This window comes from Mesorhizobium sp. B2-8-5 (genome assembly GCF_006440675.2).
Taxonomy (GTDB): domain Bacteria; phylum Pseudomonadota; class Alphaproteobacteria; order Rhizobiales; family Rhizobiaceae; genus Mesorhizobium.
Genome location: NZ_CP083951.1, coordinates 517443 through 540342, shown reverse-complemented (window position 1 = coordinate 540342; position 22900 = coordinate 517443). Strand labels below are relative to the sequence as shown.

Sequence of the window (22900 nt, the reverse complement as noted above, 5' to 3'; positions counted from 1 at the left end):
TTGCCGGGACATTGCATGAACCTGATGCCGCGTGAAAAAGACAAGCTGCTCATCGCCATGGCGGCGATGGTGGCGCGCAAGCGGCTGGAGCGAGGCGTCAAGCTGAACCATCCCGAAGCCATCGCCCTGATCACCGACTTCGTCGTCGAAGGCGCGCGCGACGGCCGCCCGGTCGCGGAACTGATGGAGGCGGGCGCCCATGTCGTCACCCGCGCCCAGGTCATGGACGGCATCGCCGAGATGATCCACGACGTCCAGGTCGAGGCGACGTTTCCCGACGGCACCAAGCTGGTGACCGTGCACGAACCCATAAGGTGAGACCGATGCTGGAGCTCAGGCCGAATTGCGAATGCTGCGATAAGGATCTGCCGCCGGACGCGACCGATGCGCTGATCTGCACCTTCGAATGCACCTTCTGCGCCGACTGCGTGGATAATGTGCTGGGTGGCGTCTGCCCCAATTGCGGCGGCAGTTTCTCGCCGCGGCCGATCCGGCCGGCGGCCAAGCTGACGAAATATCCGCCATCGACCAAACGCGTGCTCAAGGCCGAAGGCTGCGGTCCGCGCAAGGCCGCTTGACCAGGTCAATTGGAAAGGCAGAAAGATGATCCCCGCTTCGACGAAACGTACCACGCTTGCCGCGATCCTGTTCCTGGCAGCCGCCATGCCGGCCTACGCCCATGTCGGCGTCGGCGCGACCTCGTCCTTTTCCGCCGGCTTCGCGCACCCTCTGTCCGGCCTCGACCATATGACCGTGATGATCGCGGTCGGCCTGTGGGCGGCGCTGAGGGGCGGCAAGGCTATCTGGGCCTGGCCGCTCGCCTTTGTCGGCGTGATGCTGGTCGGCGGCGCGCTCGGCATGCTGCATGTGCCGGTGCCTTTCGTCGAGCCGGGCATCCTCGCTTCCGTCGTGGCGCTCGGTCTGCTGGTGGCGCTGGCGATCGACCTGCCGGTCTCGGCCGGTATCGCCGTCATCGGCCTGTTCGCGCTGTTCCACGGGCACGCGCATGGCACGGAAGTGCCGGAAAATGCCAGTGGCCTCGAATATATGGCGGGCTTTGCCGCCGCAACGGCGCTGCTCCACGGCGTCGGCATTGCGGCCGGTCTTGGGCTAGGCTCGCGTTTCCGCCGCCTGGCGCGCGCCGCCGGCGCTGCCTGTGCGGCGGTTGGCGTCGGCCTTGCCTTAGGCGTGCTGTGAGGCCGCAATGATCCCCGGCGAAGTCATCACGGCCAAAGGCGACATCGAACTGAACAAAGGCCTGCCCATGGTGACGCTCAAGGTCGCCAATAGTGGCGACCGGCCGATCCAGGTCGGCAGCCACTATCATTTCTTCGAGACCAATGAGGGGCTGAAATTCGACCGCGAACGCGCGCGCGGCATGCGGCTCGACATCGCCGCCGGCACCGCCATGCGCTTCGAACCGGGACAGGAGCGCGATGTCACGCTGGTGCCGCTGGGCGGCAAGCGCGAGGTCTATGGCTTCCAGCAGAAGGTGATGGGCAAGTTGTGAGGTCCGCCGCCGCGCTGATATCACTTCGGAGGCTTGGCTGCGGCGTAGATGACAATCCTGCGGGGATTGTCGAACTCCACCGCAAGCACGTCCTCGGCCAGAACACGGCGCGAATCGATCGCGTTGAAGAGCAGGGCGTTCGCCTCGATCTCCTGGCGAAGTTCGGCAACATCGTCCTTATGCTGCTTCACCTTGTTCTCGATGACGGGCGGCGGCCCGCCTTCGCTGCGCGCCGCGTCGGTCAGGAAGACGATGTCGACCGTGTCGAGCTTGGTGGTCTTGCGCACCGCGCCGATGTTGTCGCGGGTGCGGTCGATGGCGGTGATGACCTTTCCGGCTTCCGTCCTGGAGAGCGCTTCCTCCTGGCGGATGTTGGAATCGACGATTGCCGCGGCAGGCCTGTCGCTGTCCAGCGGCTGCGCCGCGAGTGCAACATGTGGCGCGGCCACGAAAAGCGTGGCGGCAATCACGGAACTCCATTTCGCAAGGCGCGGGGCGTTCGCCATCGCTCGCTCCTGACTGAACTCGTGGCGGGGCGAAAACAGCGAAACGGTCCTGCCTGGCCGGTGGTTCCCTTTAAAAGCTCGCCGGCGGACCGCGAAGCGGCCCGCCTGGTCGCGCAATCAGCTTGCCTTCTTGGTGATCAGCGTCAGCGCGCCATTGGGCTGCAAGCTGGCGGCGATCACTTGCGCCGAACTCACCCCCTTGGCTTCGAGGGCGGATTTCACCTTCGGCGTCGCGTCGATCGATTTGCGCAATGTCTGCAGGCCGGCGTCGCCGCGTTGCGCGACGATCTGATTGACCTGCGTCTGCGTGTCCTTGGGCAATTCGGTGATGTCGACCACGTTGACGCTCTGGATCGACGGCGCCGCGGGCTGAGCCTTCGGCGCGGCGGGCGCGGTCGGCGCGGGGCTGGGCTGCGGCGTCGGCTGCTGCTGGGCATTCGCGGCGCCCGCCATCAACGTGGCGGCGGTTGCGGCGAGAACAATCGCTTTGAGCATGGATATTCCTTCCATCGATTTGGCAAACGGTCGTTTTGGGCTGACCGGGCCACCTCAACCGCCAAATGGGAGCGCAAGGTGTCGCCGAGCGGGTCATTGCGTGACCATTGGATGGCGACAATGTGCAGTCCGCGCCCAAACAACCTTACTTTTGGCAACCTGAATTTCGGGAGCAATCGCTGATGGCCAGGATAACCCGCGCCGCCTATGCGCAGATGTATGGGCCGACCATCGGTGACAAGGTGAGGCTCGCCGATACCGAACTGTTCATCGAGGTCGAGAAAGACCTCACCGTTTACGGCGAGGAAGTGAAATTCGGCGGCGGCAAGGTCATCCGCGACGGCATGGGCCAAAGCCAGGTGACGCGGGCCGGCGGCGCGGTCGATACCGTTATCACCAATGCGCTGGTCGTCGACGCGCTCATCGGCATCGTCAAGGCCGATATCGGCCTCAAGGACGGCCGCATCGCCGCGATCGGCAAGGCCGGCAATCCGGACACGCAAGCCGGCGTCACCATCATCATCGGGCCGGGCACGGAAATCATCGCCGGCGAGGGCAGGATCCTGACGGCCGGCGGCTTCGACGCGCATATCCACTTCATCTGCCCGCAGCAGATCGAGGAAGCGCTGATGAGCGGCGTCACCACCATGCTCGGCGGCGGCACCGGTCCGGCGCATGGCACCCTGGCCACCACCTGCACGCCGGGACCGTGGCACATGGCGCGCATGATCCAGTCCTTCGACGCCTTCCCGGTGAATATCGGCCTGTCGGGCAAGGGCAATGCGTCAAAGCCGGCGGCGCTTGAAGAGATGGTGCTGGCCGGCGCCTGCTCGCTGAAGCTGCACGAAGACTGGGGCACGACCCCGGCCGCCATCGACTGCTGCCTGTCGGTCGCCGACGACTATGACGTGCAGGTGATGATCCATACCGACACGCTGAACGAATCGGGCTTCGTCGAGAACACCGTGGCGGCCATCAAGGGCCGCACCATCCACGCCTTCCACACCGAGGGCGCCGGCGGCGGCCATGCGCCCGACATCATCAAGGTCTGCGGCCTGCCCAACGTCATCCCGTCCTCGACTAACCCGACCAGGCCCTACACGGTCAACACGCTGGCCGAGCATCTCGACATGCTGATGGTCTGCCATCATCTGTCGCCCTCGATCCCCGAGGACATCGCCTTCGCCGAGAGCCGCATCCGCAAGGAGACGATCGCCGCCGAGGACATCCTGCACGACATCGGCGCCTTCTCGATCATCTCCTCCGACAGCCAGGCCATGGGCCGTGTCGGCGAGGTGGCGATCCGCTGCTGGCAGACCGCCGACAAGATGAAGCGCCAGCGCGGCGCGCTGCCGCAGGAAACCGGCGACAACGACAATTTCCGCGTCCGCCGCTACATCGCCAAATACACCATCAACCCGGCCATCGCGCACGGCCTGTCGAAGGAGATCGGCTCGGTCACCGTCGGCAAGCGGGCGGATCTGGTGCTGTGGAATCCGGCCTTCTTCGGCGTCAAGCCGGAGATGGTGCTGGTCGGCGGCTCGATCGCGGCCGCTCCGATGGGCGACCCGAACGCCTCGATCCCGACGCCGCAGCCGATGCATTACCGGCCGATGTTCGGCGCCTATGGCAAGGCGCTGACCAACTCCTCGGTGACTTTCGTTTCGAAGGCGGCGCTCGACGCCGGTCTGCAGGGCAGGCTGGGTGTCGACAAGGCGATGGTCGCGGTTGAGAACACGCGCGGCGGCATCGGCAAGCATTCGATGGTGCTCAACGACGCCACGCCGCATGTCGAGGTCGATCCGGAAACCTACGAAGTGCGGGCCGACGGCGAGCTGTTGACCTGCGAGCCCGCAACCGTGCTGCCAATGGCGCAGAGATATTTCCTGTTCTGATGCCAATCGCAGGGTTGGCATACCCGCGATTGGCTTGAGATGGAAAACAGCGCATTATGTGGTCATGAACAAGATCCAGATACAGCGCCGGCATAAGTCTACACCCTACGAGACCGACTATGCTCAGTGGTGCGCCGAGCAGGGCGCACTATTGCGAGAAGGTCGTCTCTCCGACCTCGATCGCGAGAATCTTGCCGAGGAGATCGAGAGCTTGGGGCGGAGCGACAAGAGGGAAATTGCGAGCAGATTGGGCACCTTGCTCCAGCATTTGCTCAAATGGGAATTTCAGCCTGAAAAACGCAAAACCGGTTGGTTGGCGACGATCCACGAACAGCGATTTCGGATCGAAAATCTACTCGACGAGAGTCCTAGCCTGAAAACCTATCCAGGAAAACAGCTTGGTCAGGAATTCAAAATAGCGAAGTTGAAAGCGGCCGACGAGACCGGTCTGAGGGAGCGGGATTTTCCCGTCGATTGCCCGTACACGATCAGCCAAATTCTCGATCATGATTTTTTCCCCGGCGTTCCCTGGTCAGCGGACAAACTTATTCGCGAATGAAACATCACTTTGCATTGGCCTGTTGGCTGGCCTCCCAACATCGAGAGCGCTGTCAGTAGGCCATGCCCACCGAAATCGCCTCTCCCCACGACATCTTCCCGCATATCCGCATCGTCATGGGCATGGTGATCGGCCTCGGCGTCACGCGGTTGCTTTCGGGAACGGCCCGCATCGTCCAGCACCCCGGTCAGTACCGGCTCTACGCGGTGCATCTCGCCTGGGTCGGCTCGGTGCTGTTGATGCTGGTGCATTTCTGGTGGTGGGAGTTCGGCCTCTACGCCATCGAGAACTGGACCTTCGGCAAATATCTTTTCATCATCTTCTACGCCATCACGCTGTTCCTGCTGTGCGCGCTGCTATTCCCGGATTCGATGCTCGACTACACCTCCTACGAGGACTATTTCTACTCGCGCCGCGCCTGGTTCTTCGGCCTGCTTGGCGCAACCTATATCCTCGATGTCGTCGACACGCTGCTCAAAGGTCCGGAGCATTTTGCCCGCTTCGGCAACGAATATTTGATCCGAACGCCGGTCTTCGTCGCGCTCTGCATCGTCGCGATCCTGGTGCGCGACCGCCGCTTCCACATCGCCTTCGTCGCGGCCGCGCTGATCTATCAGGTCTCATTCATCCTGCGGCTCTTCGACACCATCGTATAAGTGGCGTTGGGCCGATGCCTGCGTTGGTCTAGGATTTGGGGAAAGGCAAGAGTTCAACCATGTACAAGGCCGTCGGATCGCGTGGCTCCCGTGTCAGCCGGGTGCTTTGGATGCTCGAGGAGCTCGGGCAGCCCTACGAGTTCGTCGAGGTGAAGCTGCGCTCGCCGGAGGCCTATGCGCTCAACCCTTCCGGCAAGGTGCCGATCCTGATCGATGGCGACCTCAAGGTCACGGATTCGGCGGCGATCTGCGTCTACCTGGCCGACAAGCACGCCGATAAGGGGATGGGCGCCAACCCCGGTCTCGCCGGCCGCGCCGAGATGGATTCCTGGATGCATTTCGCCCAGAGCGAATTGGAAGCGCCGCTGTGGAACAAGCTGCGCCACCGCTTCCTGCTGCCCAGGGATGTGCGGGTCGATGTCGGCCCGGCCACGGCCTATGATTTCGCATCCGAAATAAAGGCGCTGGAACGGTGGCTTGGCGACAAGCCCTTTGCGCTGGGCGACCGGTTCTCCGCTGTCGATGTCCTGCTCGGCGACATGGGCGGCTGGGCCCGCGCAGGCCGCTTCCCGATCGACTCCGAACGGGTGAATGCCTATTTCGACCGTGTGCTGTCGCGACCCGCTCGTGCCCGTGCCCAAGCTAATGGCGGAGCCATGAAATGAAGCTCAACATCACCACCGATTTCACCAAATTCCCGCGCGCCGTCTCGGTGTTGCCAGCCGGCGAGGCTGGCTCGGCGGCGCCCTATGACAAGGCCGTGCTGCCGCATGACGAGCGGCACCTGCGCCGCCGCGCCGTTGAAACCGCCGGCGGCGACAAGGTGCTGGTCGACCTGCCGGAGCCGGTGGCGCTGAACAATGGCGACCGGCTGGTGCTGGAGGACGGCCGCCAACTCGAGATCGTCGCAGCATCCGAGGAAGTCTACGACATCCGCGCCCGCGACCCGGTTCATCTCGCCGAGCTCGCCTGGCACATCGGCAACCGTCACCTTGCCGCGGCGATCGAGGCGGACCGCATCCTCATCCTGCGCGATCATGTCATCAAGGCGATGCTCGAAGGCCTCGGCGCCACGGTGAACGAGGTTTCGCAGCCGTTCAGCCCGGTCCGTGGCGCCTATTCCGGGCATGGGCACGACCACGGCCATTCGCATGATCATGATCACCATGATCATGATCATCACGATCACGACCACCACGGCCACCACCATCATCATGACTGAGCGGCTTTCCAGCGTCGCGCTGCTGCGGCTGATGGCCTGGCTGTCGCCGTCTTTTCCGGTCGGCGGCTTCTCTTACAGCCACGGGCTCGAGCGCGCCGTGCATGATGGGCTGATCGCCGATCGGAAAGATCTCGCCGGCTGGCTGGAGACGCTGGTCGAGTTGGGCTCCGGCTGGAACGACGCCGTGCTGTTCGCCGAAAGCTGGCGCCGTGCGCGCGACGGTGGCGATCTGAGTGAGGTTGCCGCGTTGGCCGAAGCGCTTGCCGGGTCGCAGGAGCGGCACATGGAAACCATGCTGCAGGGCGCGGCCTTTCTCCAGGCGGCGGCCGCCTGGTCGCCTCCGGTGTTGGGACGTCTGCCGGCCGACTGCCCCTATTGCGTTGCAGTCGGTGCTGTTGCCGGCAGCGGCGGCATCGACCTCGCGCAGGCGCTGTCTGCCTTCCTGCAAGCTTTTTTCTCCAATCTCGTGCAGGCTGCGATCAGGCTGGGTGTCGTCGGTCAGGTCGACGCCGTCACGTTGTTAGCCGGCTTTGAAACCTCGGCCATAGACACGGCCGCCCACGCGGCTGCCTCGACGCTTGACGATCTGGGCGGCGCGGCCTTCATGTCCGACATCATGGCGATGCAGCATGAGACCCAATACTCCAGGCTGTTCCGCTCATGATCGTGCTTGCCGTGATCCTCTCCTTCGTCCTGCTCCTGATCACCACGCTGCATGTCTATTGGGGCATAGGCGGCATCTGGCCAGGCACGGACCAGGCCTCCTGCGCGCGCGCCGTCGTCGGCTTCCGTGGCGTCGACGAGATGCCCTCGACCTTCGCAAGCCTCGCGGTCGCCGCTTGCCTGGCGCTCGCGACGCTATGGCCGCTGGCGCTCGCTGGTGTGTTCGCCACGCCCTTTCCACGGGAAGGCCTTGCGGCCACGGCGTTGATGATCGGCCTTGTCTTCCTCGGACGCGGCATTGCGGGCTTCACGCCCTGGTGGCGCCGGCTTGCGCCCGAACAGCCTTTCGCGCGGCTCGACCAAAGCCTCTATTCGCCGCTCTGCCTGTTGATCGGGCTGGGCTTCGCAATCCTTGCCATCACGGAGTTTCCGGCATGACGTCGAAAAACGGTCCCCTTCGCATCGGCATCGGCGGCCCTGTCGGCTCCGGCAAGACGACACTCACCGAAAAGCTCTGCAAGGCGCTGCGCGACGACTTCTCCATCGCCGTCGTCACCAACGACATCTACACCAAGGAGGATGCCATGATGCTGGCGCGCCTGCAGGCGCTGCCGGAAGAGCGCATCGTCGGCGTCGAGACCGGCGGCTGCCCGCACACCGCCATTCGCGAGGACGCCTCGATCAATCTGCGCGCCATTGCCGAGTTGAACAAGAAATTCCCGGACCTCGACATCATCTTCATCGAATCCGGCGGCGACAACCTCGCCGCCACCTTCTCGCCCGACCTTGCCGATCTGACGCTTTATGTCATCTCGGTCTGCCAGGGCGAGGAGATCCCGCGCAAGGGCGGTCCGGCCATCACCCGCTCGGATTTCCTCATCATCAACAAGAGCGATCTGGCGCCCTATGTGAACGTCAACCTCGATATCATGGAGAGCGATGCCGGCCGCATGCGCGGCAAGCGGCCTTTCGGCTTCACCGATCTGTCGCGCGGCAAGGGCTTGCAAGAAGTGGTCGATTTCATCGTCGCGCAAGGCGGGCTGCAGTCGGAGCGGCCTGCCGCGTAAGCCACTGACCTACCAGTTTGCGGTTGCTGGCAGCGGCTTCGCACGGCATTCTCACCCAAACAGGAGGATTTTCGATGAGCCTTGCCCACCTGCACAAGGAACCGCTGAGCAACCTGCCCTATTACGAGGAGCGGGTCGATCTCGCCGCCGCCTTCCGCTGGACCGCCAGGCTCAACATGCACGAGGCGGTGGCCAACCACTTCTCGCTGTCCGTCAACGACGACGGCACCAAATTCCTGATGAACCCGAACCAGGTGCATTTCTCGCGCATCAAGGCGAGCGACCTGCTGCTGATCGACGCCAACGATCCCGAAACGCTGTCCGGCCCCAACGCGCCGGACCCGACCGCCTGGGGCCTGCATGGCGCCATCCATCGCAACGTCCCGCATGCGCGCTGCGCCATGCATGTCCATTCGATCCATGCCACGGTGCTTGCCTCGCTTGCCGATTCGACGCTGCCGCCGGTCGATCAGAACTCGGCCATGTTCTTCAACCGCCATGTCGTCGATGCCAATTATGGCGGCTTGGCCTTCGAGGAAGAGGGCGAGCGCTGCTCGCAGCTTCTCACCGACCCCAAGGTCAAGGTGATGGTCATGGGCAATCACGGCGTCATGGTCATCGGCGACAACGTCGCCGATGCCTTCAACCGCATGTTCTATTTCGAGCGCGCCGCCGAGACCTACATCAAGGCGTTGTGGACCGGCCGGCCGCTGCGCACGCTCTCCGACGAGATCGCCGAGAAGACCGCGCGCGAGATGGACGATTATCCCGGCCAGGCCGAGCGCCATCTGGCCGAGCTGAAAGCGATCCTCGACGAGGAAGAGCCGGTCTACCGGAATTGAAGCTTTTTCCTTCTCCCCGTTCACGGGCAAAAGGTGGTCCGAAGGACCGGATGAGGGCGGCGCCCACCTTGGCGGTCGTTCAGAGTCCGAGTTCTCGGCGCAATTCCTCGGCGCTGTTGATGACGATGGCGCCGGCCGGACCCTCCATCGGCGCTTCCGGCCAGAAGATCGTCTTCATGCCCGCCGCCAGTCCGGCCATGGCGCCGGTCAGGCTGTCGTCGATGGCAAAAGCATCCGCCGGATCGACGCCGGCGAGATAGGCGGCGCGCAGGAATGGTTCGGGCAGCGGCTTGCCGTCGATCACGTCGTTGCGGCTGACCGTCATCATGCCCGGATAGGTGAGGCCGACGGCGCGCAGATTGGCATCGACGATCAGCCGGTCGGAATTGGACACCACCGCCTGCTCGACGCCGAGCGCCCGCAATTCGTTGAACACCTCGATCGCGCCGGGCCGTGGCTTCAGCGTTTCGGCCATCGGCAGATAATGGTCGTATTTGCGCCCGATCCAGTCGTCGAAGGGCAGAGCGAGGCCGAACTCGTCGCGCAGCATCTCGTAGACCGGCCACGCCGCGATCCCCAGCACGCGCTCATGCAGGTTGGTCGGCGGCGCAATCCCGACGCTGCGCAGCGCGGCCGCAAGGGCAGCCGCATGCAGCGGCTCGCTGTCGACCAGCGTTCCGTCCATGTCCCAGAAAACCGCTTTCGGCATCACGCGAGGCTCCTTTTCCGATCCCTTAAAGCGTTTCCCGGTAGAGATAAACCGTCCCCATGGCAAATGGCCCGGACAGGGGCGAAGCGGCCGCCTTCCCAGAGTCAAAATTACCAAGCAATTGCTCTTTCGATAGACAATTGCGCGCCGCTGCATTCGCTGTAAGCTATGGCGCCCGCTTGAACGTTGCACGGGGTTGGGGAGGCAGGACGTGAATTCGCGACAGGACACCGGCAGCACAAGGTTGGACGACGCCGCGCGCGCCGGCTGGCTCTATTATGTTGCCGGCAATACACAGGACCAGATCGCCGCCAAATTGGGCATTTCCAGGCAAACGGCGCAGCGGCTGGTATCGCTCGCCATGTCGGAAGGCCTAATCAAGGTGCGGGTCGATCACCCGATCGCCAACTGCCTCGACCTCGCCGCGCGGCTGAAGTCGCGCTTCGCGCTCGACCTCGTCGAAGTGGTGCCGAGCGATCCGGCTTCGAACTCGACGACGATCGGCATCGCCGAGGCGGCGGCGGCCGAGATCGAACGCCGGCTGCGCTCGGAGGCCCCCATCGTCATGGCGATCGGCACTGGCCGAACGCTGAAGGCGGCGATCGAGCAACTGCCGCCGATGGAATGCCCGCAGCACAAGGTCGTGTCATTGACCGGCAACATCTCGCCCGACGGCTCGGCCGCCTTCTACAACGTCATCTTCACCATGGCCGACCGCGTTAAGGCACGGTCCTTCCCGATGCCGCTGCCGGTCATTGCGTCCTCGCCGGAAGAGCGCGAGATGCTGCTCAACCAGCCGATGATCCAGCCTACATTGGCGCTGGCGGCGGAGGCCGATGTCACCTTCGTCGGCATCGGCGACCTCGGGCCTAAGGCACCCCTCTACGAGGACGGCTTCATTTCGGAAAGCGAGTTGAAGGCGCTGCAGAAGGCCGGCGGCATCGCCGAAATCGTTGGATGGGTGTACGACCGGGAGGGTCGCATGATCGAGGGCATCACCAACGACCGGGTGTCCTCCGCCGCGCTGCCGTCGCGGGAAAGGTCGCTGGTCATTGCTCTGGCCATGGGCGAACGCAAGCTGCCGGGCATCCTGGCCGCCGTCAACCGCCGGCTGGTCAACGGCCTCGTCACCGACGAACGGACTGCCGAAGCCCTTCTTGACGGCTGATTGCCCATAAAAAGAGCCGGCTATTGCGAGGGGCCGCGCGGATCGTTGCCGTCGAGAAAACCCATGTCGCGCTGCAGATGCTCGGATAGTTCCCTGACATCGATATAGCTGCGCCTGCGGCCCGAAAACCTTGCAAATTCCCGCACGAGCGTGAAAAACCAACCGCGTGCCGGGGTGGAGATGAGTTTTTCCTGTACCGTGGTCATGATCGTCAGCCTTCGCTTGAGCAATTCCAGGAAAAGTGTGAGCGGTTTTCCGTCCGGAATTGCGTAAAATCAGACGGTTAGAGCGATTTGCCGTTTCGGTGAAACGGCGAAGCGCTCTGGCGCTTGAACTGGATTGATCGTCGACCCCAAATATCGGTCTGGCCGGTTCGTGCTTCCAATTAAACCTCGATCATGACCCATAAGGAGGCCTTATGCCCGATCTCAGCTCTCCGCAGCTTGCGCCGCTGCCGCCGCTGCAGGCGATCCGGGTGTTCGAGGCGGTGGCCAGGCACCTGTCCTTCACCAAGGCCGCGCAGGAGCTGGGCATGACCCAGGCGGCTGCGAGCTACCAGATCAAGCTGCTCGAGGAGCGCATCGGCGCTCCGCTGTTTCTGCGCCGTCCACGGCAGATCGAGTTGACCGAGCCCGGCCAGCGACTGGCGCCCGCCGTCAGCGAGGCCTTCGCCATCCTGGGCCAGGCCTATGCCGCGGCGCGCGGCGGCGCCGACGGCCTGCTCTGCGTCACCACCGTGCTGACCTTCGCCTCGAACTGGCTGGCGCAGCATCTGGGCGCGTTCCAGCTCGCCCATCCCGCACTTGCCGTGCGGCTCGACACGTCGAGCCGCCTGACCGATTTCGCGCGCGAGGATGTCGATCTCGCCATCCGCTCGGGCGGCGGCAAGTGGCCGGGCCTAGAGGCGCACAAGCTGCTCGATGCCGATTTCACCCCGATGCTGAGCCCGAAGCTCGCGGCGAGCATCGGCGGCGTCAACGAGCCGGCGGATCTGCTGCGCCTGCCGATCCTTGATCCCGGCGACGTCTGGTGGGCGCAATGGTTCGAGGCCGCCGGCGTGACCGGGCACGACCTCGCAAAACGGCCCGGCTCCAGCATGGGCGCACAGGCCTATGAGGCGAACGCGGCCATGGCCGGCCACGGCGTAGCGATCCTGACCAGGGCCCTGTTCAAGAACGAGATCGCCGACGGCCGCCTGGTCCAGCCCTTCGACCTGGTCGGCGACGACGGCCATGCCTATTGGCTGGTCTATCCGACGGCGCGTCGCAACGTGCCGAAGATCCGCGCCTTCCGCGATTGGATCCTGGCCGAGATCGCCTGCCCGTAATCCGGCGGCCCCCTTAGCTTCCTCCTCCAAAGATACCGGCCGCATCGCTGAATCGGGTTACGTAACGTCATTTCTGCTGCGTTGCAGCATAGATTCAGGGTTGACATAATTCATGCCGAGTGAGTAATTGCTCAAAGCCAAGGCAAATGCTCAACTTGGTTTATGGGAGGAATTTGATGAAACTTCGCACGCTCACCCTGGGCCTGTTGTCGGCCAGCGCTCTCGCTTTCGCCGCGCAAGCCGAATCCATCACCATCGCCACCGTCAACAATGGCGACATGGTCCGTATGCAGAAGCTGACGGACGACTTCACCAAGGCCAACCCCGACATCCAGCTCAACTGGGTCACGCTCGAAGAGAACGTGCTGCGCGAGCGCGTCACCACGGATATCGCCACCAAGGGCGGCCAGTACGACGTCATGACCATCGGCACCTATGAGGTTCCGATCTGGGCCAAGCAGAGCTGGCTCCTGCCGCTCGACAAGCTCGGCGACGACTACGACGTCAAGGACATCATCCCGGCCATTGCCGGCGGCCTTTCGGTCGACGGCAAGCTCTATGCCGCGCCCTTCTACGGCGAAAGCTCCTTCGTCATGTACCGCAAGGACCTGATGGAGAAGGCGGGCTTGAAGATGCCCGATGCCCCGACCTGGGACTTCATCAAGCAGGCCGCCGACAAGATGACCGACCGCGCCAACGGCGTGAACGGCGTCTGCCTGCGCGGCAAGGCCGGCTGGGGCGAGAACATGGCCTTCCTCACGGCCATGTCGAACTCCTTCGGCGCGCGCTGGTTCGACGAGAACTGGAAGCCGCAGTTCGATCAGCCCGAGTGGAAGAACACGCTGCAGTTCTATGTCGACCTGATGAAGGCCGACGGTCCGGAAGGCGCTTCGTCCAACGGCTTCAACGAGAACCTGGCGCTGTTCCAGCAGGGCAAGTGCGGCATGTGGATCGACGCCACCGTCGCCGCCTCCTTCGTCTCCGATCCGAAGGCCTCGCAGGTCGCCGACAAGGTCGGTTACGCGCTGGCGCCCGACAACGGCCTCGGCAAGCGCGGCAACTGGTTGTGGGCATGGTCGCTGGCGATCCCCGCCGGCACCCAGAAGGCCGATGCCGCCGAGAAGTTCGTCTCCTGGGCAACCAGCAAGCATTATGCCGAGCTGGTCGCCTCGAAGGAAGGCTGGGCCAACGTTCCTCCGGGCACGCGCTCCTCGCTCTATGCCAATGCGGAGTACCAGAAGGCGGCGCCCTTCGCGAAGATGACGCTGGATTCCATCAACGCCGCCGACCCGACGCATCCCACTGTCAAGCCGGTGCCCTATGTCGGCGTGCAGTTCGTCGCCATTCCTGAATTCCAGGGCCTCGGCACCACCGTCGGCCAGCTCTTCTCGGCCGCCCTTGCCGGCCAGTCGAGCGTCGACGATGCCCTCAAGCAGGCTCAGGACGCGGCCACCGCGGCGATGACCGAAGGCGGCTACATCAAGTAAGGCTCCTCCCGGTGCCGAACGCCGGTCGCGCATCATGACCGGCAGGTGGCCGCCCGAAACCCAGTTCGGGCGGCCACCCTTCAAAATCGGGAAAATTCTGGGACAACTCTGAAAATCCGGCTGACCTTGGGAGGGTGACCGTCATGGCTACTCAGCAAACCCGTTCGCTTGCGCGTTTCATGATGGCGCCATCGGTGATCCTGCTGTTCATCTGGATGATCGTGCCGCTCGCGTTCACGCTGTGGTTCTCGTTCCTGCAATACAATCCGCTGAACCCGATCCGCGACGGCTTTGTCGGTTTCTCCAACTACAGGCTGTTCTACGACAATCCGGCGTTCTTCGCCGCCATTCTCAACACGCTGACCATCGTCGTGGCGGTCCTCCTGATCACCATCATCGGCGGCATTCTTCTTGCGCTGCTGCTCGATCAGCCGATCTGGGGTCAGGGGATCGTGCGCATCCTGGTCATCTCGCCGTTCTTCGTCATGCCGCCGGTGGCCGCACTGGTCTGGAAGAACATGATCATGCACCCGCAATACGGCGTCTTCGCCGACATTGCGCGCTTCTTCGGCGCCCAGCCGATCGACTGGTTCGGCCAGCACCCGCTGACGGCGGTCATCATCATCGTCGCCTGGCAGTGGTTGCCCTTCGCGACGCTGATCCTGCTCACCTCGCTGCAGTCGCTCGACGGCGAGCAGAAGGAGGCGGCCGAGATGGACGGCGCCGGCTTCCTCAGCCGCTTCTGGTATCTGACGCTGCCGCACATGTCGCGGGCCATCACCGTCGTCATCCTGATCCAGACCATCTTCCTGCTCTCGATCTACGCCGAGATCCTGGTCACCACCAATGGCGGCCCGGGCTATGCCTCCACCAACCTGCCCTTCCTCGTCTACCAGAAGGCGCTGCTGGAGTTCAAAATCGGCCAGGCGTCCGCCGGTGGCGTGATCGCCGTCATTCTCGCCAACATCGTTGCCTTCTTCGCCATGCGCGCCGTCGGCAAGAACCTCGACAAGTAAGGGAGGACAAGATGGCACGCGCAGTCACCACCCAGCACAAGACCATCGCCACGGCCGCGGCCTGGATCGTCGCCCTGCTGATCTTCTTTCCGATCCTTTATACGATCATCACCTCGTTCAAGTCCGAGCAGGAGGCGATCCAAGGCTTCGCCCTGATCCCATCCGGGACCTTCGAGAGCTATTCGGAGGTCCAGCAGCAGAGCGGCTATTTCAAGTTCTTCTTCAATTCGGTGCTGCTGTCGGTCGGCTCGACCATCCTGGCGCTGCTGATCGCGGTCCCTGCGGCATGGTCGATGGCCTTCTCGCCGACCAAGCGCACCAAGGACATCCTGATGTGGATGCTGTCCACCAAGATGATGCCGGCCGTCGCGGTGCTGTTCCCGATCTACCTGATCTTCCGCGACACCGGCCTGCTCGACAGCCGCATCGGCCTGATGGTCATGCTGATGCTGATCAACCTGCCGATCGTGGTGTGGATGCTCTACACTTATTTCCGCGAGATCCCGGGCGAGATCCTCGAGGCCGCGCGCATGGACGGCGCCTCGCTGTGGAACGAGATCATCTATGTACTGACGCCGATGGCCGTTCCGGGCATTGCCTCGACCATGCTCTTGAACATCATCCTCGCCTGGAACGAAGCGTTCTGGACCATCCGGCTCACCACCACCAATGCCGCGCCGCTGACGGCCTTCATCAGTTCCTTCTCCAGTCCGCAAGGTCTGTTCTGGGCAAAGCTTTCTGCGGCCTCGACACTGGCGATCGCGCCGATCCTGATCATGGGCTGGTTCAGCCAGAAGCAGCTGGTGCGCGGCCTCACCTTTGGCGCTGTGAAGTAACGACGCCCGAGCGGCGGACGACGAAGACCATCCCCGGGAGGAAACCATGGGAAACATCACGCTCAAGAACGTCTCCAAGTCCTTCGGGTCGACGGTGATCATTCCGGACATCGACCTCAACATCGATGACGGCGAGTTCGTCGTGTTCGTCGGCCCATCGGGTTGCGGCAAGTCCACGTTGCTCAGGCTGATCGCCGGGCTCGAGGACACCAGCGGCGGCACCATCAGCATCGATGGCCGCGACGTCACCGGCGAGGCGCCGGCCAAACGCAAGCTTGCCATGGTGTTCCAGTCCTACGCGCTCTATCCGCATATGACGGTCGCCAAGAACATCGCCTTCCCGTTGAAGATGGCCGGCGAGGACCAGGCGACCATCGACAAGAAGGTGAAGGACGCAGCCCGCGTGCTGAACCTCACCAACTATCTCGAGCGCCGCCCCGGCCAGCTGTCCGGCGGCCAGCGCCAGCGCGTCGCCATCGGCCGCGCCATCGTGCGCCAGCCCTCGGCCTTCCTGTTCGACGAGCCGCTGTCCAACCTCGATGCCGCACTGCGCGGCACCATGCGCCTGGAGATCAGCGAGCTGCACCATCAGCTCAAGACGACGATGATCTACGTCACCCACGACCAGGTCGAAGCCATGACCATGGCCGACAAGATCGTCGTGCTCAACGCCGGCAACATCGAGCAGGTCGGCTCGCCGATGGAGCTCTACAAGACGCCGAAGAACCTCTTCGTCGCCGGCTTCATCGGCTCGCCGAAGATGAACCTCATCGAGGGCGCGCCGGCTGACAAATACGGCGCCAAGACCATCGGCATCCGGCCCGAGCATCTCAACATCTCGACCACGTCGGGCGACTGGAAGGCGACGGTCGGCGTCGCCGAGCATCTTGGCTCCGACACTTTCCTGCACGTCCAGGCGGACGGTATCGGCACCGTCAACGTCCGCGCCGACGGCGAGGTCGGCGTGAAACACGGCGATACCGTCTACCTGACCCCCGACAAGGCCAAGCTCCATCGCTTCGGCGCCGACGGCAAGGCGCTGGCCCAGTGAGGACGGCAAAGTGAGGCTGAAAGGCAAATCGGCGCTGATCACCGGATCGGCGCGCGGCATCGGCAGGGCCTTCGCCGAAGCCTATGCGCGCGAAGGCGCGACGGTGGCGATTGCCGACATCGACCTGGAAACGGCGCAAGCGACGGCGAAAGCGATCGGCGCGGCCGCCTACGCGGTGAAGCTCGACGTCACGGACCAAGCTTCGATCGACGCGGCAGTGAAAGCAGTCGAGACCAGGACCGGCGGCCTGGATGTGCTGATCAACAACGCGGCGGTCTTCGACCTTGCGCCGATCGTCGAGATAACCAAGGCGAGCTACGAAAAACTGTTCTCCGTCAACGTCGCCGGCACGCTGTTCATGCTGCAGGCGGCTGCCCGCTCGATGATCGCACGCGGCAAGGGCGGCAGGATCATCAACATGGCGAGCCAGGCCGGCCGTCGCGGCGAGCCGCTGGTCGCCGTCTATTGCGCCACCAAGGCCGCGGTCATCTCGCTCACTCAATCGGCCGGTCTCGATCTCATCAAGCATCGCATCAACGTCAACGGCATCGCGCCGGGCGTGGTCGACAGCGACATGTGGGATCAGGTCGACGCGCTGTTCGCCAAATACGAGAACCGGCCCAAGGGCGAGAAGAAGCGTCTGGTCGGCGAAGGCGTTCCTTACGGTCGCATGGGCAAGCCCGAGGACCTCGCCGGCATGGCGGTTTTCCTCGCCAGCGACGAGGCCGAATACATTGTCGCCCAGACCTACAATGTCGATGGCGGCCAATGGATGAGTTGACCGGGATGGGCTGAGGGGGAAGGCGCTTCTCTTCTTTCCTCCGGAGAAGACGCCATGGGGCGGGTGAGGGGCGGCATGCTGGAACACCAGGTGTTGCCCCTCATCCTCGCTCTCCCCAAGGAGGCGTAAACAGTCGGGCTGCGGATCGGCCAAAGGGTAAAATGAGATGACCGTGAAACTCTCTTCCTCGAACCTCGCCAGGCTGCCGGCCAAGGTCGCCGGCCCGAAATACGACCGCTCCGCCCTGAAGGCGGGCATCGTCCATTTTGGCGTCGGCAATTTCCACCGCTCGCACCAGGCGGTCTATCTCGACGACCTGTTCGGCACCGGCGAGGGCCATGACTGGGCGTTGATCGGCGCCGGCGTGTTCGAGGGCGAAAAGATCGGCCGTTCCAAGCTCCAGGAACAGGACTGGCTGACCACGGTCGTCGAGCAGGACCAGGGTCATATGAGCGCCCGCGTCACCGGCGCCATGATCGATTTCCTGACGCCCGGCGACGCGGCCGCGATCATTGACCAACTCGCCGATCCGGCGATCAAGATCGTCTCGCTGACCATCACCGAGGGCGGCTATTTCATCGACCCGGCCTCCGGCAAGTTCAACCCGGCCCATCCCGACATCGTCGCCGACGCCCAGCCGGGTGCTGCGCCGAAGACCGTCTTCGGCATCATCCTTGCCGGCCTGCTGCGCCGGCGCGCCGACGGCATCGTGCCGTTCACCGTCATGTCCTGCGACAACATCCCCCATAACGGCCACGTCACCTCCGACGGCGTGATCGGCCTTGCCAGGCTGATCGACGAGGATCTGGCGAAATGGGTGGAGGACAAGGTCGCCTTCCCGAACGGCATGGTCGACCGCATCACCCCGGCCACCAGCGACCGAGAGCGCAAGATCCTCGCCGACGATTTCGGGCTGGAGGACAATTGGCCGGTGTTCTGCGAGCCGTTCAAGCAATGGGTGCTGGAGGACCGTTTTACCGCCGGCCGCCCGGCGCTGGAAAAGGTCGGCGTGCAGTTCGTCAAGGACGTCTCGCCTTACGAGCTGATGAAGATCCGCATCCTCAATGGCGGCCACGCCACGATCGCTTATCCGGCCGGGCTGATGGACATCCATTTCGTCCATGAAGGCATGCAGGAGCCGCTGGTGCGCGGCTTCCTGTCGAAGCTCGAGCATGACGAGATCATCCCGACCGTGCCGCCCGTGCCCGACATCGATCTGGAGGACTATTACCAGCTCATCGAGCGCCGCTTCTCCAACCCGAAGATCGGCGACACCATCCGCCGGCTTTGCCTCGACGGCTCCAATCGTCAGCCGAAATTCATCATCCCGACGATCGCCGACCGGCTGAAGGCGGGCGAGGGCGTCGCCGGTCTCGCGCTGGAATCGGCCTTGTGGTGCCGCTACTGCTTCGGCACCACCGACAGCGGCGCCGTCATCGAGCCGAACGACCCGAGCTGGGACCGCATGCAAGCGACCGCGAAAGCGGCGAAGGACGATCCGAAGGCCTGGCTGGCTATGGAGGATATCTATGGCGATGTCGGCCGCTCGCCCGTCTTCGCCGAAGCCTTCGCCCACGCCTTGAAGGTGCTGTGGGCGCAGGGCGCGCATGAAACCCTGACGCGCTATCTCGCCGGCAAGCTCTGAAAGCCTCGATCTCTTTTGACGCAATTCCGGGCGGAAAACCGCTCACAACTTTCCTGGAATTGCTTAGCTGGAAGCAACAGCCATGACGCCGGAACTGGTCATCTTCGACTGTGACGGCGTGCTGGTCGACAGCGAGGCGCTTTCCGTCTCGGCGCTGCTTGGCATGATCGAGCTCGCCGGCGGCACGGTCGGCGAGGACGCCGCCTACGAGCATTTCCTCGGCAAGAGCATGAAAAGCGTGCGCGAGATCCTCGGCCGCGATTTCGGGTTGGAGATCAGCGACGAGCATCTGACCGCCATGCGCGTCGACCTGATGCGCAAATTCCGCGAGGAATTGAAGCCGATCCCAGGCGTCAAAGAGGTGCTGCCGAAGCTTGGCCTGCCATGCTGCGTCGCCTCCTCCGGCACGCTGGAGCGCATCCGCTATGCGCTCGACGTCACCAGCTTGCTTCCCTTGCTGGAGCCGCATCTGTTCAGCGCCAGCATGGTCAAGCGCGGCAAGCCGGCGCCCGACCTTTTCCTGCATGCCGCCGCCTGCATGCGGGCGCATCCGCGCCGTTGCCTGGTGATCGAGGACAGCCCCGCCGGCGTTGCCGCGGCCCGCGCGGCGGGCATGCGCGTTTTTGCCTTCACCGGTGGCTCGCACGCGTCCAACCCCGCCCTCAAGGCGCGGCTTGCGTCGACGGAACCGGACTTTATATTCGCTGACATGCTGCAATTGCCCGATCTGATTGCAGGCCTGGGAGCGAGAGAAAAAGCATCTTGACGAAGAGTTTCGTTTGCGCGGTCGATGTCGGCACCGGGAGCGCTCGCGCGGGCATTCTCGACTCCGAAGGCAATCTGCTCGGCCGCGCCGATCATCCGATCGCCATGCATCAGCCCAAGCCTGATCACGCCGAGCATGATTCGGAAGATATCTGGTCGGCGGTGTGCAAATCCGTGCGGTCCGCTCTGCAGAAATCCAGCGTCGCCGCTAGCGATATCGCCGGCATCTCTTTCGACGCGACCTGCTCGCTGGTCGCGCGCGACAGGCAAGGCAGCCAGATCAGCGTCTCGGTCACCGGCGAGAAGCGCTGGGACACCATGGTCTGGCTCGATCATCGCGCCATCGCCGAGGCCGACGAATGCACCACGAGCGGCCACGCCGTGCTCGACTATATCGGCGGTGTGATGTCGCCGGAGATGGAAACGCCGAAGCTGATGTGGCTGAAGCGTCATCTGCCGAAGACATGGAATGAAGCCGGCTATCTATTCGATCTCGCCGATTTCCTGACCTGGAAGGCATCAGGCTCGCTCGCCCGCTCGCAATGCACGCTGACGGCGAAATGGACCTATCTCGCGCATGAGGAAAAAAGCTGGCGGCGCGACTTCTTCGAACTTGTCGGTCTCGGCGACCTGTTCGAGCACGCCAACCTGCCGGAAAAGGCCAGCCCCGTCGGCGCCGATATCGGTCCGCTGACGGCCGAGGCCGCGGCTGAACTTGGCCTCACTGAAAAATGCCGGGTCGGCGCCGGCGTCATCGACGCCTATGCGGGCGCGCTCGGCGTTCTGGGTGGCTTTGCCGGCGACGAGAAGGACATCGGCCGGCATCTGGCGCTGATTGCCGGCACATCGTCCTGCGTCATGGCGATGTCGCCCGACCCGCAGCCTTTTGCCGGCGTCTGGGGCCCTTATTTCGGCGCGGCATTGCCGACGCTGTGGCTGTCGGAAGGCGGCCAGTCGGCCACCGGCGCGCTGCTCGACCACATCATCCGCTGGCATGGCGCCGGCGGCGAGCCGGACGCGGCCATGCATATGAAGATCGCCGGGCGCGTCGCCGAGCTGCGCGCCGAGGACGGCGATGCGCTGGCCGCAAGGCTGCATGTGCTGCCGGATTTTCACGGCAACCGCTCGCCGCTCGCCGACCCGCACGCCGTCGGCGTCATCAGCGGCCTGACGCTCGATTCCTCTTTCGACAGCCTTTGCAAGCTCTACTGGCGCACCGCCGTCGGCATCGCGCTCGGCGTGCGCCATGTGCTCGAGGCGCTGAACGAGAACGGCTATCTGATCGACACGCTGCATGTCACCGGCGGCCACACCAAGAACCCGCTTTTGATGGAGCTCTACGCCGACGCCACCGGCTGCACGGTTGTCGAGCCGCTGGCCGACGAGGCGGTGTTGCTCGGCACCGGCATGGTGGCGGCGACCGCCGCCGGGATCTATCCCGATCTCAACGCCGCCTGCGTCGCCATGCAACAGGGCGGCAAGATCCGCGCGCCCAACAAAGCCGCCGGAGCTCGCTTCGACCGCGACTACCGGATATTCCTCGAAATGCATCGCCAGCGGCAGATGCTCGACGCGATCGGATAGGGCGATTCCAGGAACGCTCTCGCCGTTCTACTGCCTGCGCAGCGACTTGCCTGTCTCGGCGTCGAACAGATGGATGCTTTCCTCGTCGAACGTGTAGCGCACCGGCGCGCTCTGCTGCGGGCATTCGCGGGCCGGCACCAGCGCGCTGATCTCCTTGCCGCCAAAGCCGAACGTCACCAGCGCGTCATTGCCATGGAACTCGATGAGATCGGCGGTGCCTTGCAGCAGGTTTCCCGCGCCGGCTTCCGCCGTCTTCAGATCCGGAGGCCGGATGCCGAGCACCACGCGATCGCCATGCTGCAGGTAGAAGTCGCTGCCCTCGACCGACAGCACTGTCCCCGCGCCGGTCAACGTCCAGCCATCGCCTGTGCGGCCGACCATGGCCTCGATGAAATTCATGTTCGGCGTGCCGATGAAGCCGGCCACGAACAGATTGCCGGGACGGCGATAGATTTCCGCCGGCGAGCCGATCTGCTCGATCACGCCGTCCTTCAACAAGACGATGCGGTCGGCCAGCGTCATCGCCTCGAGCTGGTCATGCGTGACATAGACGGTCGTGGTCTTCAGCGACTGGTGCAGCCTCGCGATCTCGACCCGCATATGGTTGCGCAGCTTGGCGTCGAGATTGGACAGCGGTTCGTCGAACAGGAACACTTTCGGTGTCTTGATCATGGCGCGCGCGATCGCCACCCGCTGCTGCTGGCCGCCGGAGAGCTCGGTCGGCTTGCGGCCGAGATAGGGTTCGAGGCCAAGCGTTTTCGCGACCGCCTCGACGCGCTTCTTGATTTCGGCCGCCGGCACCTTCTGCCGCTTCAGTCCGAAGGCGATGTTGTCGAAAATCGTCATGTGCGGATAGAGCGCATAATTCTGGAACACCATGGCGATGCCGCGGTCGCCTGGATCGAGGTCGTTCACCACCTTGCCGCCGATCGACACCTTGCCGCCGCTGATGTCCTCCAGCCCCGCCAGCATCCTGAGAAGCGTGGACTTGCCGCAGCCGGACGGGCCGAGGAACACGACGAACTCATGCTCTTCGATCGAGAGATTGAGATCGCGGATGACCGTCGTGGCGCCATAGGCCTTGTCGACATGGGAGCAAACGATGGCGGACATTCC

General features: G+C 63.9%; 28 protein-coding genes. 23 read left to right on the top strand and 5 right to left on the bottom strand.

Annotated elements, in window-relative coordinates; all coding sequences use genetic code 11:
• Positions 1-15: 15 nt before the first annotated feature.
• Genes FJ430_RS02505 through FJ430_RS02490 form a run of 4 tightly spaced genes read left to right on the top strand, consistent with a single transcriptional unit; the run spans position 16 to position 1510 of the window.
• Positions 16-318 carry an urease subunit gamma gene (locus FJ430_RS02505; protein WP_140655988.1) on the top strand — a complete coding sequence of 101 codons (303 nt, stop codon included), beginning with the start codon at positions 16-18 and terminating at the stop codon, positions 316-318.
• A gap of 5 nt (positions 319-323) precedes the next feature.
• Entirely contained in the window at positions 324-578 is a 255-nt protein-coding gene (locus FJ430_RS02500) for a DUF1272 domain-containing protein (protein WP_140655991.1), read from the top strand.
• Positions 579-603: 25 nt separating this feature from the next.
• Positions 604-1197, top strand: a complete 594-nt coding sequence (locus FJ430_RS02495) for a HupE/UreJ family protein (RefSeq protein WP_140702035.1) — start codon at positions 604-606, stop codon at positions 1195-1197.
• Positions 1198-1204: 7 nt separating this feature from the next.
• Positions 1205-1510, top strand: coding sequence for an urease subunit beta (locus FJ430_RS02490; RefSeq protein WP_140655997.1), 306 nt, complete (start codon positions 1205-1207; stop codon positions 1508-1510).
• A 20-nt stretch (positions 1511-1530) separates the two neighbouring features.
• Here the strand turns inward: FJ430_RS02490 and FJ430_RS02485 are convergent, their stop codons facing one another.
• Positions 1531-2016 (bottom strand): hypothetical protein, encoded by a 486-nt coding sequence (locus FJ430_RS02485; protein WP_140702037.1) that lies wholly within the window; start codon positions 2014-2016, stop codon positions 1531-1533.
• A 117-nt stretch (positions 2017-2133) separates the two neighbouring features.
• Positions 2134-2511: a hypothetical protein gene (locus FJ430_RS02480; protein ID WP_140702039.1), complete on the bottom strand. Its 378-nt coding sequence runs from the start codon at positions 2509-2511 to the stop codon at positions 2134-2136.
• Positions 2512-2693: 182 nt separating this feature from the next.
• On the opposite strand from FJ430_RS02480, the gene ureC reads away from it, so the two are divergent.
• The 9 genes from ureC to FJ430_RS02435 all read left to right on the top strand — a co-directional run bounded on the left by ureC (position 2694) and on the right by FJ430_RS02435 (position 9415).
• Positions 2694-4406 carry an urease subunit alpha gene (gene ureC / locus FJ430_RS02475; protein WP_140702042.1) on the top strand — a complete coding sequence of 571 codons (1713 nt, stop codon included), beginning with the start codon at positions 2694-2696 and terminating at the stop codon, positions 4404-4406.
• Positions 4407-4470: 64 nt separating this feature from the next.
• The gene (locus FJ430_RS02470) at positions 4471-4965 is read left to right on the top strand and encodes a DUF29 domain-containing protein (RefSeq protein WP_140702045.1); all 495 of its coding nucleotides are present in this window, start codon (positions 4471-4473) and stop codon (positions 4963-4965) included.
• A 62-nt stretch (positions 4966-5027) separates the two neighbouring features.
• Positions 5028-5621: a hypothetical protein gene (locus FJ430_RS02465; RefSeq protein WP_140702047.1), complete on the top strand. Its 594-nt coding sequence runs from the start codon at positions 5028-5030 to the stop codon at positions 5619-5621.
• Between the two features lie 59 nt (positions 5622-5680).
• Positions 5681-6286 (top strand): glutathione S-transferase family protein, encoded by a 606-nt coding sequence (locus tag FJ430_RS02460; RefSeq protein WP_140702049.1) that lies wholly within the window; start codon positions 5681-5683, stop codon positions 6284-6286.
• Entirely contained in the window at positions 6283-6843 is a 561-nt protein-coding gene (gene ureE, locus FJ430_RS02455) for an urease accessory protein UreE (protein WP_140702052.1), read from the top strand. Before FJ430_RS02460 ends, ureE begins: the two co-directional genes overlap by 4 nt.
• Positions 6794-7507 carry an urease accessory protein UreF gene (locus FJ430_RS02450; protein ID WP_413467857.1) on the top strand — a complete coding sequence of 238 codons (714 nt, stop codon included), beginning with the start codon at positions 6794-6796 and terminating at the stop codon, positions 7505-7507. Before ureE ends, FJ430_RS02450 begins: the two co-directional genes overlap by 50 nt.
• Complete coding sequence (locus FJ430_RS02445) at positions 7504-7944, top strand: DUF3995 domain-containing protein (RefSeq protein ID WP_140702054.1); 441 nt, start codon at positions 7504-7506, stop codon at positions 7942-7944. The genes FJ430_RS02450 and FJ430_RS02445 overlap by 4 nt, the downstream gene beginning before the upstream one ends.
• Positions 7941-8573, top strand: coding sequence for an urease accessory protein UreG (gene ureG, locus FJ430_RS02440; RefSeq protein WP_140656020.1), 633 nt, complete (start codon positions 7941-7943; stop codon positions 8571-8573). Before FJ430_RS02445 ends, ureG begins: the two co-directional genes overlap by 4 nt.
• A 74-nt stretch (positions 8574-8647) precedes the next feature.
• Positions 8648-9415: a class II aldolase and adducin N-terminal domain-containing protein gene (locus FJ430_RS02435; RefSeq protein WP_140702056.1), complete on the top strand. Its 768-nt coding sequence runs from the start codon at positions 8648-8650 to the stop codon at positions 9413-9415.
• 79 nt (positions 9416-9494) lie between these two features.
• Here FJ430_RS02435 and FJ430_RS02430 read toward each other — a convergent pair whose 3' ends face one another.
• The gene (locus FJ430_RS02430) at positions 9495-10127 is read right to left on the bottom strand and encodes an HAD family hydrolase (protein ID WP_140702058.1); all 633 of its coding nucleotides are present in this window, start codon (positions 10125-10127) and stop codon (positions 9495-9497) included.
• 208 nt (positions 10128-10335) lie between these two features.
• Here FJ430_RS02430 and FJ430_RS02425 point away from each other — a divergent pair, with 208 nt between their 5' ends.
• Entirely contained in the window at positions 10336-11292 is a 957-nt protein-coding gene (locus FJ430_RS02425; protein WP_140702060.1) for a sugar-binding transcriptional regulator, read from the top strand.
• Between the two features lie 20 nt (positions 11293-11312).
• Here the strand turns inward: FJ430_RS02425 and FJ430_RS02420 are convergent, their stop codons facing one another.
• The gene (locus tag FJ430_RS02420; protein ID WP_140702062.1) at positions 11313-11498 is read right to left on the bottom strand and encodes a hypothetical protein; all 186 of its coding nucleotides are present in this window, start codon (positions 11496-11498) and stop codon (positions 11313-11315) included.
• Between the two features lie 212 nt (positions 11499-11710).
• On the opposite strand from FJ430_RS02420, the gene gcvA reads away from it, so the two are divergent.
• The 9 genes from gcvA to FJ430_RS02375 all read left to right on the top strand — a co-directional run bounded on the left by gcvA (position 11711) and on the right by FJ430_RS02375 (position 21784).
• Complete coding sequence (gcvA, locus tag FJ430_RS02415; protein WP_140702064.1) at positions 11711-12619, top strand: transcriptional regulator GcvA; 909 nt, start codon at positions 11711-11713, stop codon at positions 12617-12619.
• 176 nt (positions 12620-12795) lie between these two features.
• A complete protein-coding gene (locus FJ430_RS02410; RefSeq protein WP_140646805.1) occupies positions 12796-14106 on the top strand; it encodes an ABC transporter substrate-binding protein in 1311 nt (436 codons plus the stop codon).
• A gap of 143 nt (positions 14107-14249) precedes the next feature.
• Positions 14250-15122: a carbohydrate ABC transporter permease gene (locus FJ430_RS02405; RefSeq protein WP_140702066.1), complete on the top strand. Its 873-nt coding sequence runs from the start codon at positions 14250-14252 to the stop codon at positions 15120-15122.
• 11 nt (positions 15123-15133) lie between these two features.
• Entirely contained in the window at positions 15134-15958 is an 825-nt protein-coding gene (locus tag FJ430_RS02400) for a carbohydrate ABC transporter permease (RefSeq protein ID WP_140646803.1), read from the top strand.
• 46 nt (positions 15959-16004) lie between these two features.
• Entirely contained in the window at positions 16005-17009 is a 1005-nt protein-coding gene (locus FJ430_RS02395; protein WP_140656029.1) for an ABC transporter ATP-binding protein, read from the top strand.
• Between the two features lie 10 nt (positions 17010-17019).
• The gene (locus FJ430_RS02390) at positions 17020-17790 is read left to right on the top strand and encodes an L-iditol 2-dehydrogenase (protein ID WP_140702068.1); all 771 of its coding nucleotides are present in this window, start codon (positions 17020-17022) and stop codon (positions 17788-17790) included.
• A 166-nt stretch (positions 17791-17956) separates the two neighbouring features.
• Entirely contained in the window at positions 17957-19435 is a 1479-nt protein-coding gene (locus FJ430_RS02385) for a mannitol dehydrogenase family protein (protein WP_140702070.1), read from the top strand.
• An 82-nt stretch (positions 19436-19517) separates the two neighbouring features.
• Complete coding sequence (locus tag FJ430_RS02380; protein WP_140702073.1) at positions 19518-20201, top strand: HAD family hydrolase; 684 nt, start codon at positions 19518-19520, stop codon at positions 20199-20201.
• Complete coding sequence (locus FJ430_RS02375) at positions 20198-21784, top strand: FGGY-family carbohydrate kinase (RefSeq protein WP_140702075.1); 1587 nt, start codon at positions 20198-20200, stop codon at positions 21782-21784. The genes FJ430_RS02380 and FJ430_RS02375 overlap by 4 nt, the downstream gene beginning before the upstream one ends.
• A gap of 27 nt (positions 21785-21811) precedes the next feature.
• On the opposite strand, the gene FJ430_RS02370 is transcribed toward FJ430_RS02375, so the two are convergent.
• Positions 21812-22897: an ABC transporter ATP-binding protein gene (locus FJ430_RS02370; protein WP_140702077.1), complete on the bottom strand. Its 1086-nt coding sequence runs from the start codon at positions 22895-22897 to the stop codon at positions 21812-21814.
• Positions 22898-22900 lie beyond the last annotated feature (3 nt).

Bases quoted from the DNA above. Each gene is read 5' to 3' on its own strand.
- FJ430_RS02505 (WP_140655988.1), top strand. From the start codon at position 16: ATGAACCTGATGCCGCGTGAAAAAGACAAGCTGCTCATCGCCATGGCG.
- FJ430_RS02500 (WP_140655991.1), top strand. From the start codon at position 324: ATGCTGGAGCTCAGGCCGAATTGCGAATGCTGCGATAAGGATCTGCCG.
- FJ430_RS02495 (WP_140702035.1), top strand. From the start codon at position 604: ATGATCCCCGCTTCGACGAAACGTACCACGCTTGCCGCGATCCTGTTC.
- FJ430_RS02490 (WP_140655997.1), top strand. From the start codon at position 1,205: ATGATCCCCGGCGAAGTCATCACGGCCAAAGGCGACATCGAACTGAAC.
- FJ430_RS02485 (WP_140702037.1), bottom strand. From the start codon at position 2,016: ATGGCGAACGCCCCGCGCCTTGCGAAATGGAGTTCCGTGATTGCCGCC.
- FJ430_RS02480 (WP_140702039.1), bottom strand. From the start codon at position 2,511: ATGCTCAAAGCGATTGTTCTCGCCGCAACCGCCGCCACGTTGATGGCG.
- ureC (WP_140702042.1), top strand. From the start codon at position 2,694: ATGGCCAGGATAACCCGCGCCGCCTATGCGCAGATGTATGGGCCGACC.
- FJ430_RS02470 (WP_140702045.1), top strand. From the start codon at position 4,471: ATGAACAAGATCCAGATACAGCGCCGGCATAAGTCTACACCCTACGAG.
- FJ430_RS02465 (WP_140702047.1), top strand. From the start codon at position 5,028: ATGCCCACCGAAATCGCCTCTCCCCACGACATCTTCCCGCATATCCGC.
- FJ430_RS02460 (WP_140702049.1), top strand. From the start codon at position 5,681: ATGTACAAGGCCGTCGGATCGCGTGGCTCCCGTGTCAGCCGGGTGCTT.
- ureE (WP_140702052.1), top strand. From the start codon at position 6,283: ATGAAGCTCAACATCACCACCGATTTCACCAAATTCCCGCGCGCCGTC.
- FJ430_RS02450 (WP_413467857.1), top strand. From the start codon at position 6,794: ATGATCATCACGATCACGACCACCACGGCCACCACCATCATCATGACT.
- FJ430_RS02445 (WP_140702054.1), top strand. From the start codon at position 7,504: ATGATCGTGCTTGCCGTGATCCTCTCCTTCGTCCTGCTCCTGATCACC.
- ureG (WP_140656020.1), top strand. From the start codon at position 7,941: ATGACGTCGAAAAACGGTCCCCTTCGCATCGGCATCGGCGGCCCTGTC.
- FJ430_RS02435 (WP_140702056.1), top strand. From the start codon at position 8,648: ATGAGCCTTGCCCACCTGCACAAGGAACCGCTGAGCAACCTGCCCTAT.
- FJ430_RS02420 (WP_140702062.1), bottom strand. From the start codon at position 11,498: ATGACCACGGTACAGGAAAAACTCATCTCCACCCCGGCACGCGGTTGG.
- gcvA (WP_140702064.1), top strand. From the start codon at position 11,711: ATGCCCGATCTCAGCTCTCCGCAGCTTGCGCCGCTGCCGCCGCTGCAG.
- FJ430_RS02410 (WP_140646805.1), top strand. From the start codon at position 12,796: ATGAAACTTCGCACGCTCACCCTGGGCCTGTTGTCGGCCAGCGCTCTC.
- FJ430_RS02405 (WP_140702066.1), top strand. From the start codon at position 14,250: ATGGCTACTCAGCAAACCCGTTCGCTTGCGCGTTTCATGATGGCGCCA.
- FJ430_RS02400 (WP_140646803.1), top strand. From the start codon at position 15,134: ATGGCACGCGCAGTCACCACCCAGCACAAGACCATCGCCACGGCCGCG.
- FJ430_RS02395 (WP_140656029.1), top strand. From the start codon at position 16,005: ATGGGAAACATCACGCTCAAGAACGTCTCCAAGTCCTTCGGGTCGACG.
- FJ430_RS02385 (WP_140702070.1), top strand. From the start codon at position 17,957: ATGACCGTGAAACTCTCTTCCTCGAACCTCGCCAGGCTGCCGGCCAAG.
- FJ430_RS02380 (WP_140702073.1), top strand. From the start codon at position 19,518: ATGACGCCGGAACTGGTCATCTTCGACTGTGACGGCGTGCTGGTCGAC.
- FJ430_RS02370 (WP_140702077.1), bottom strand. From the start codon at position 22,897: ATGTCCGCCATCGTTTGCTCCCATGTCGACAAGGCCTATGGCGCCACG.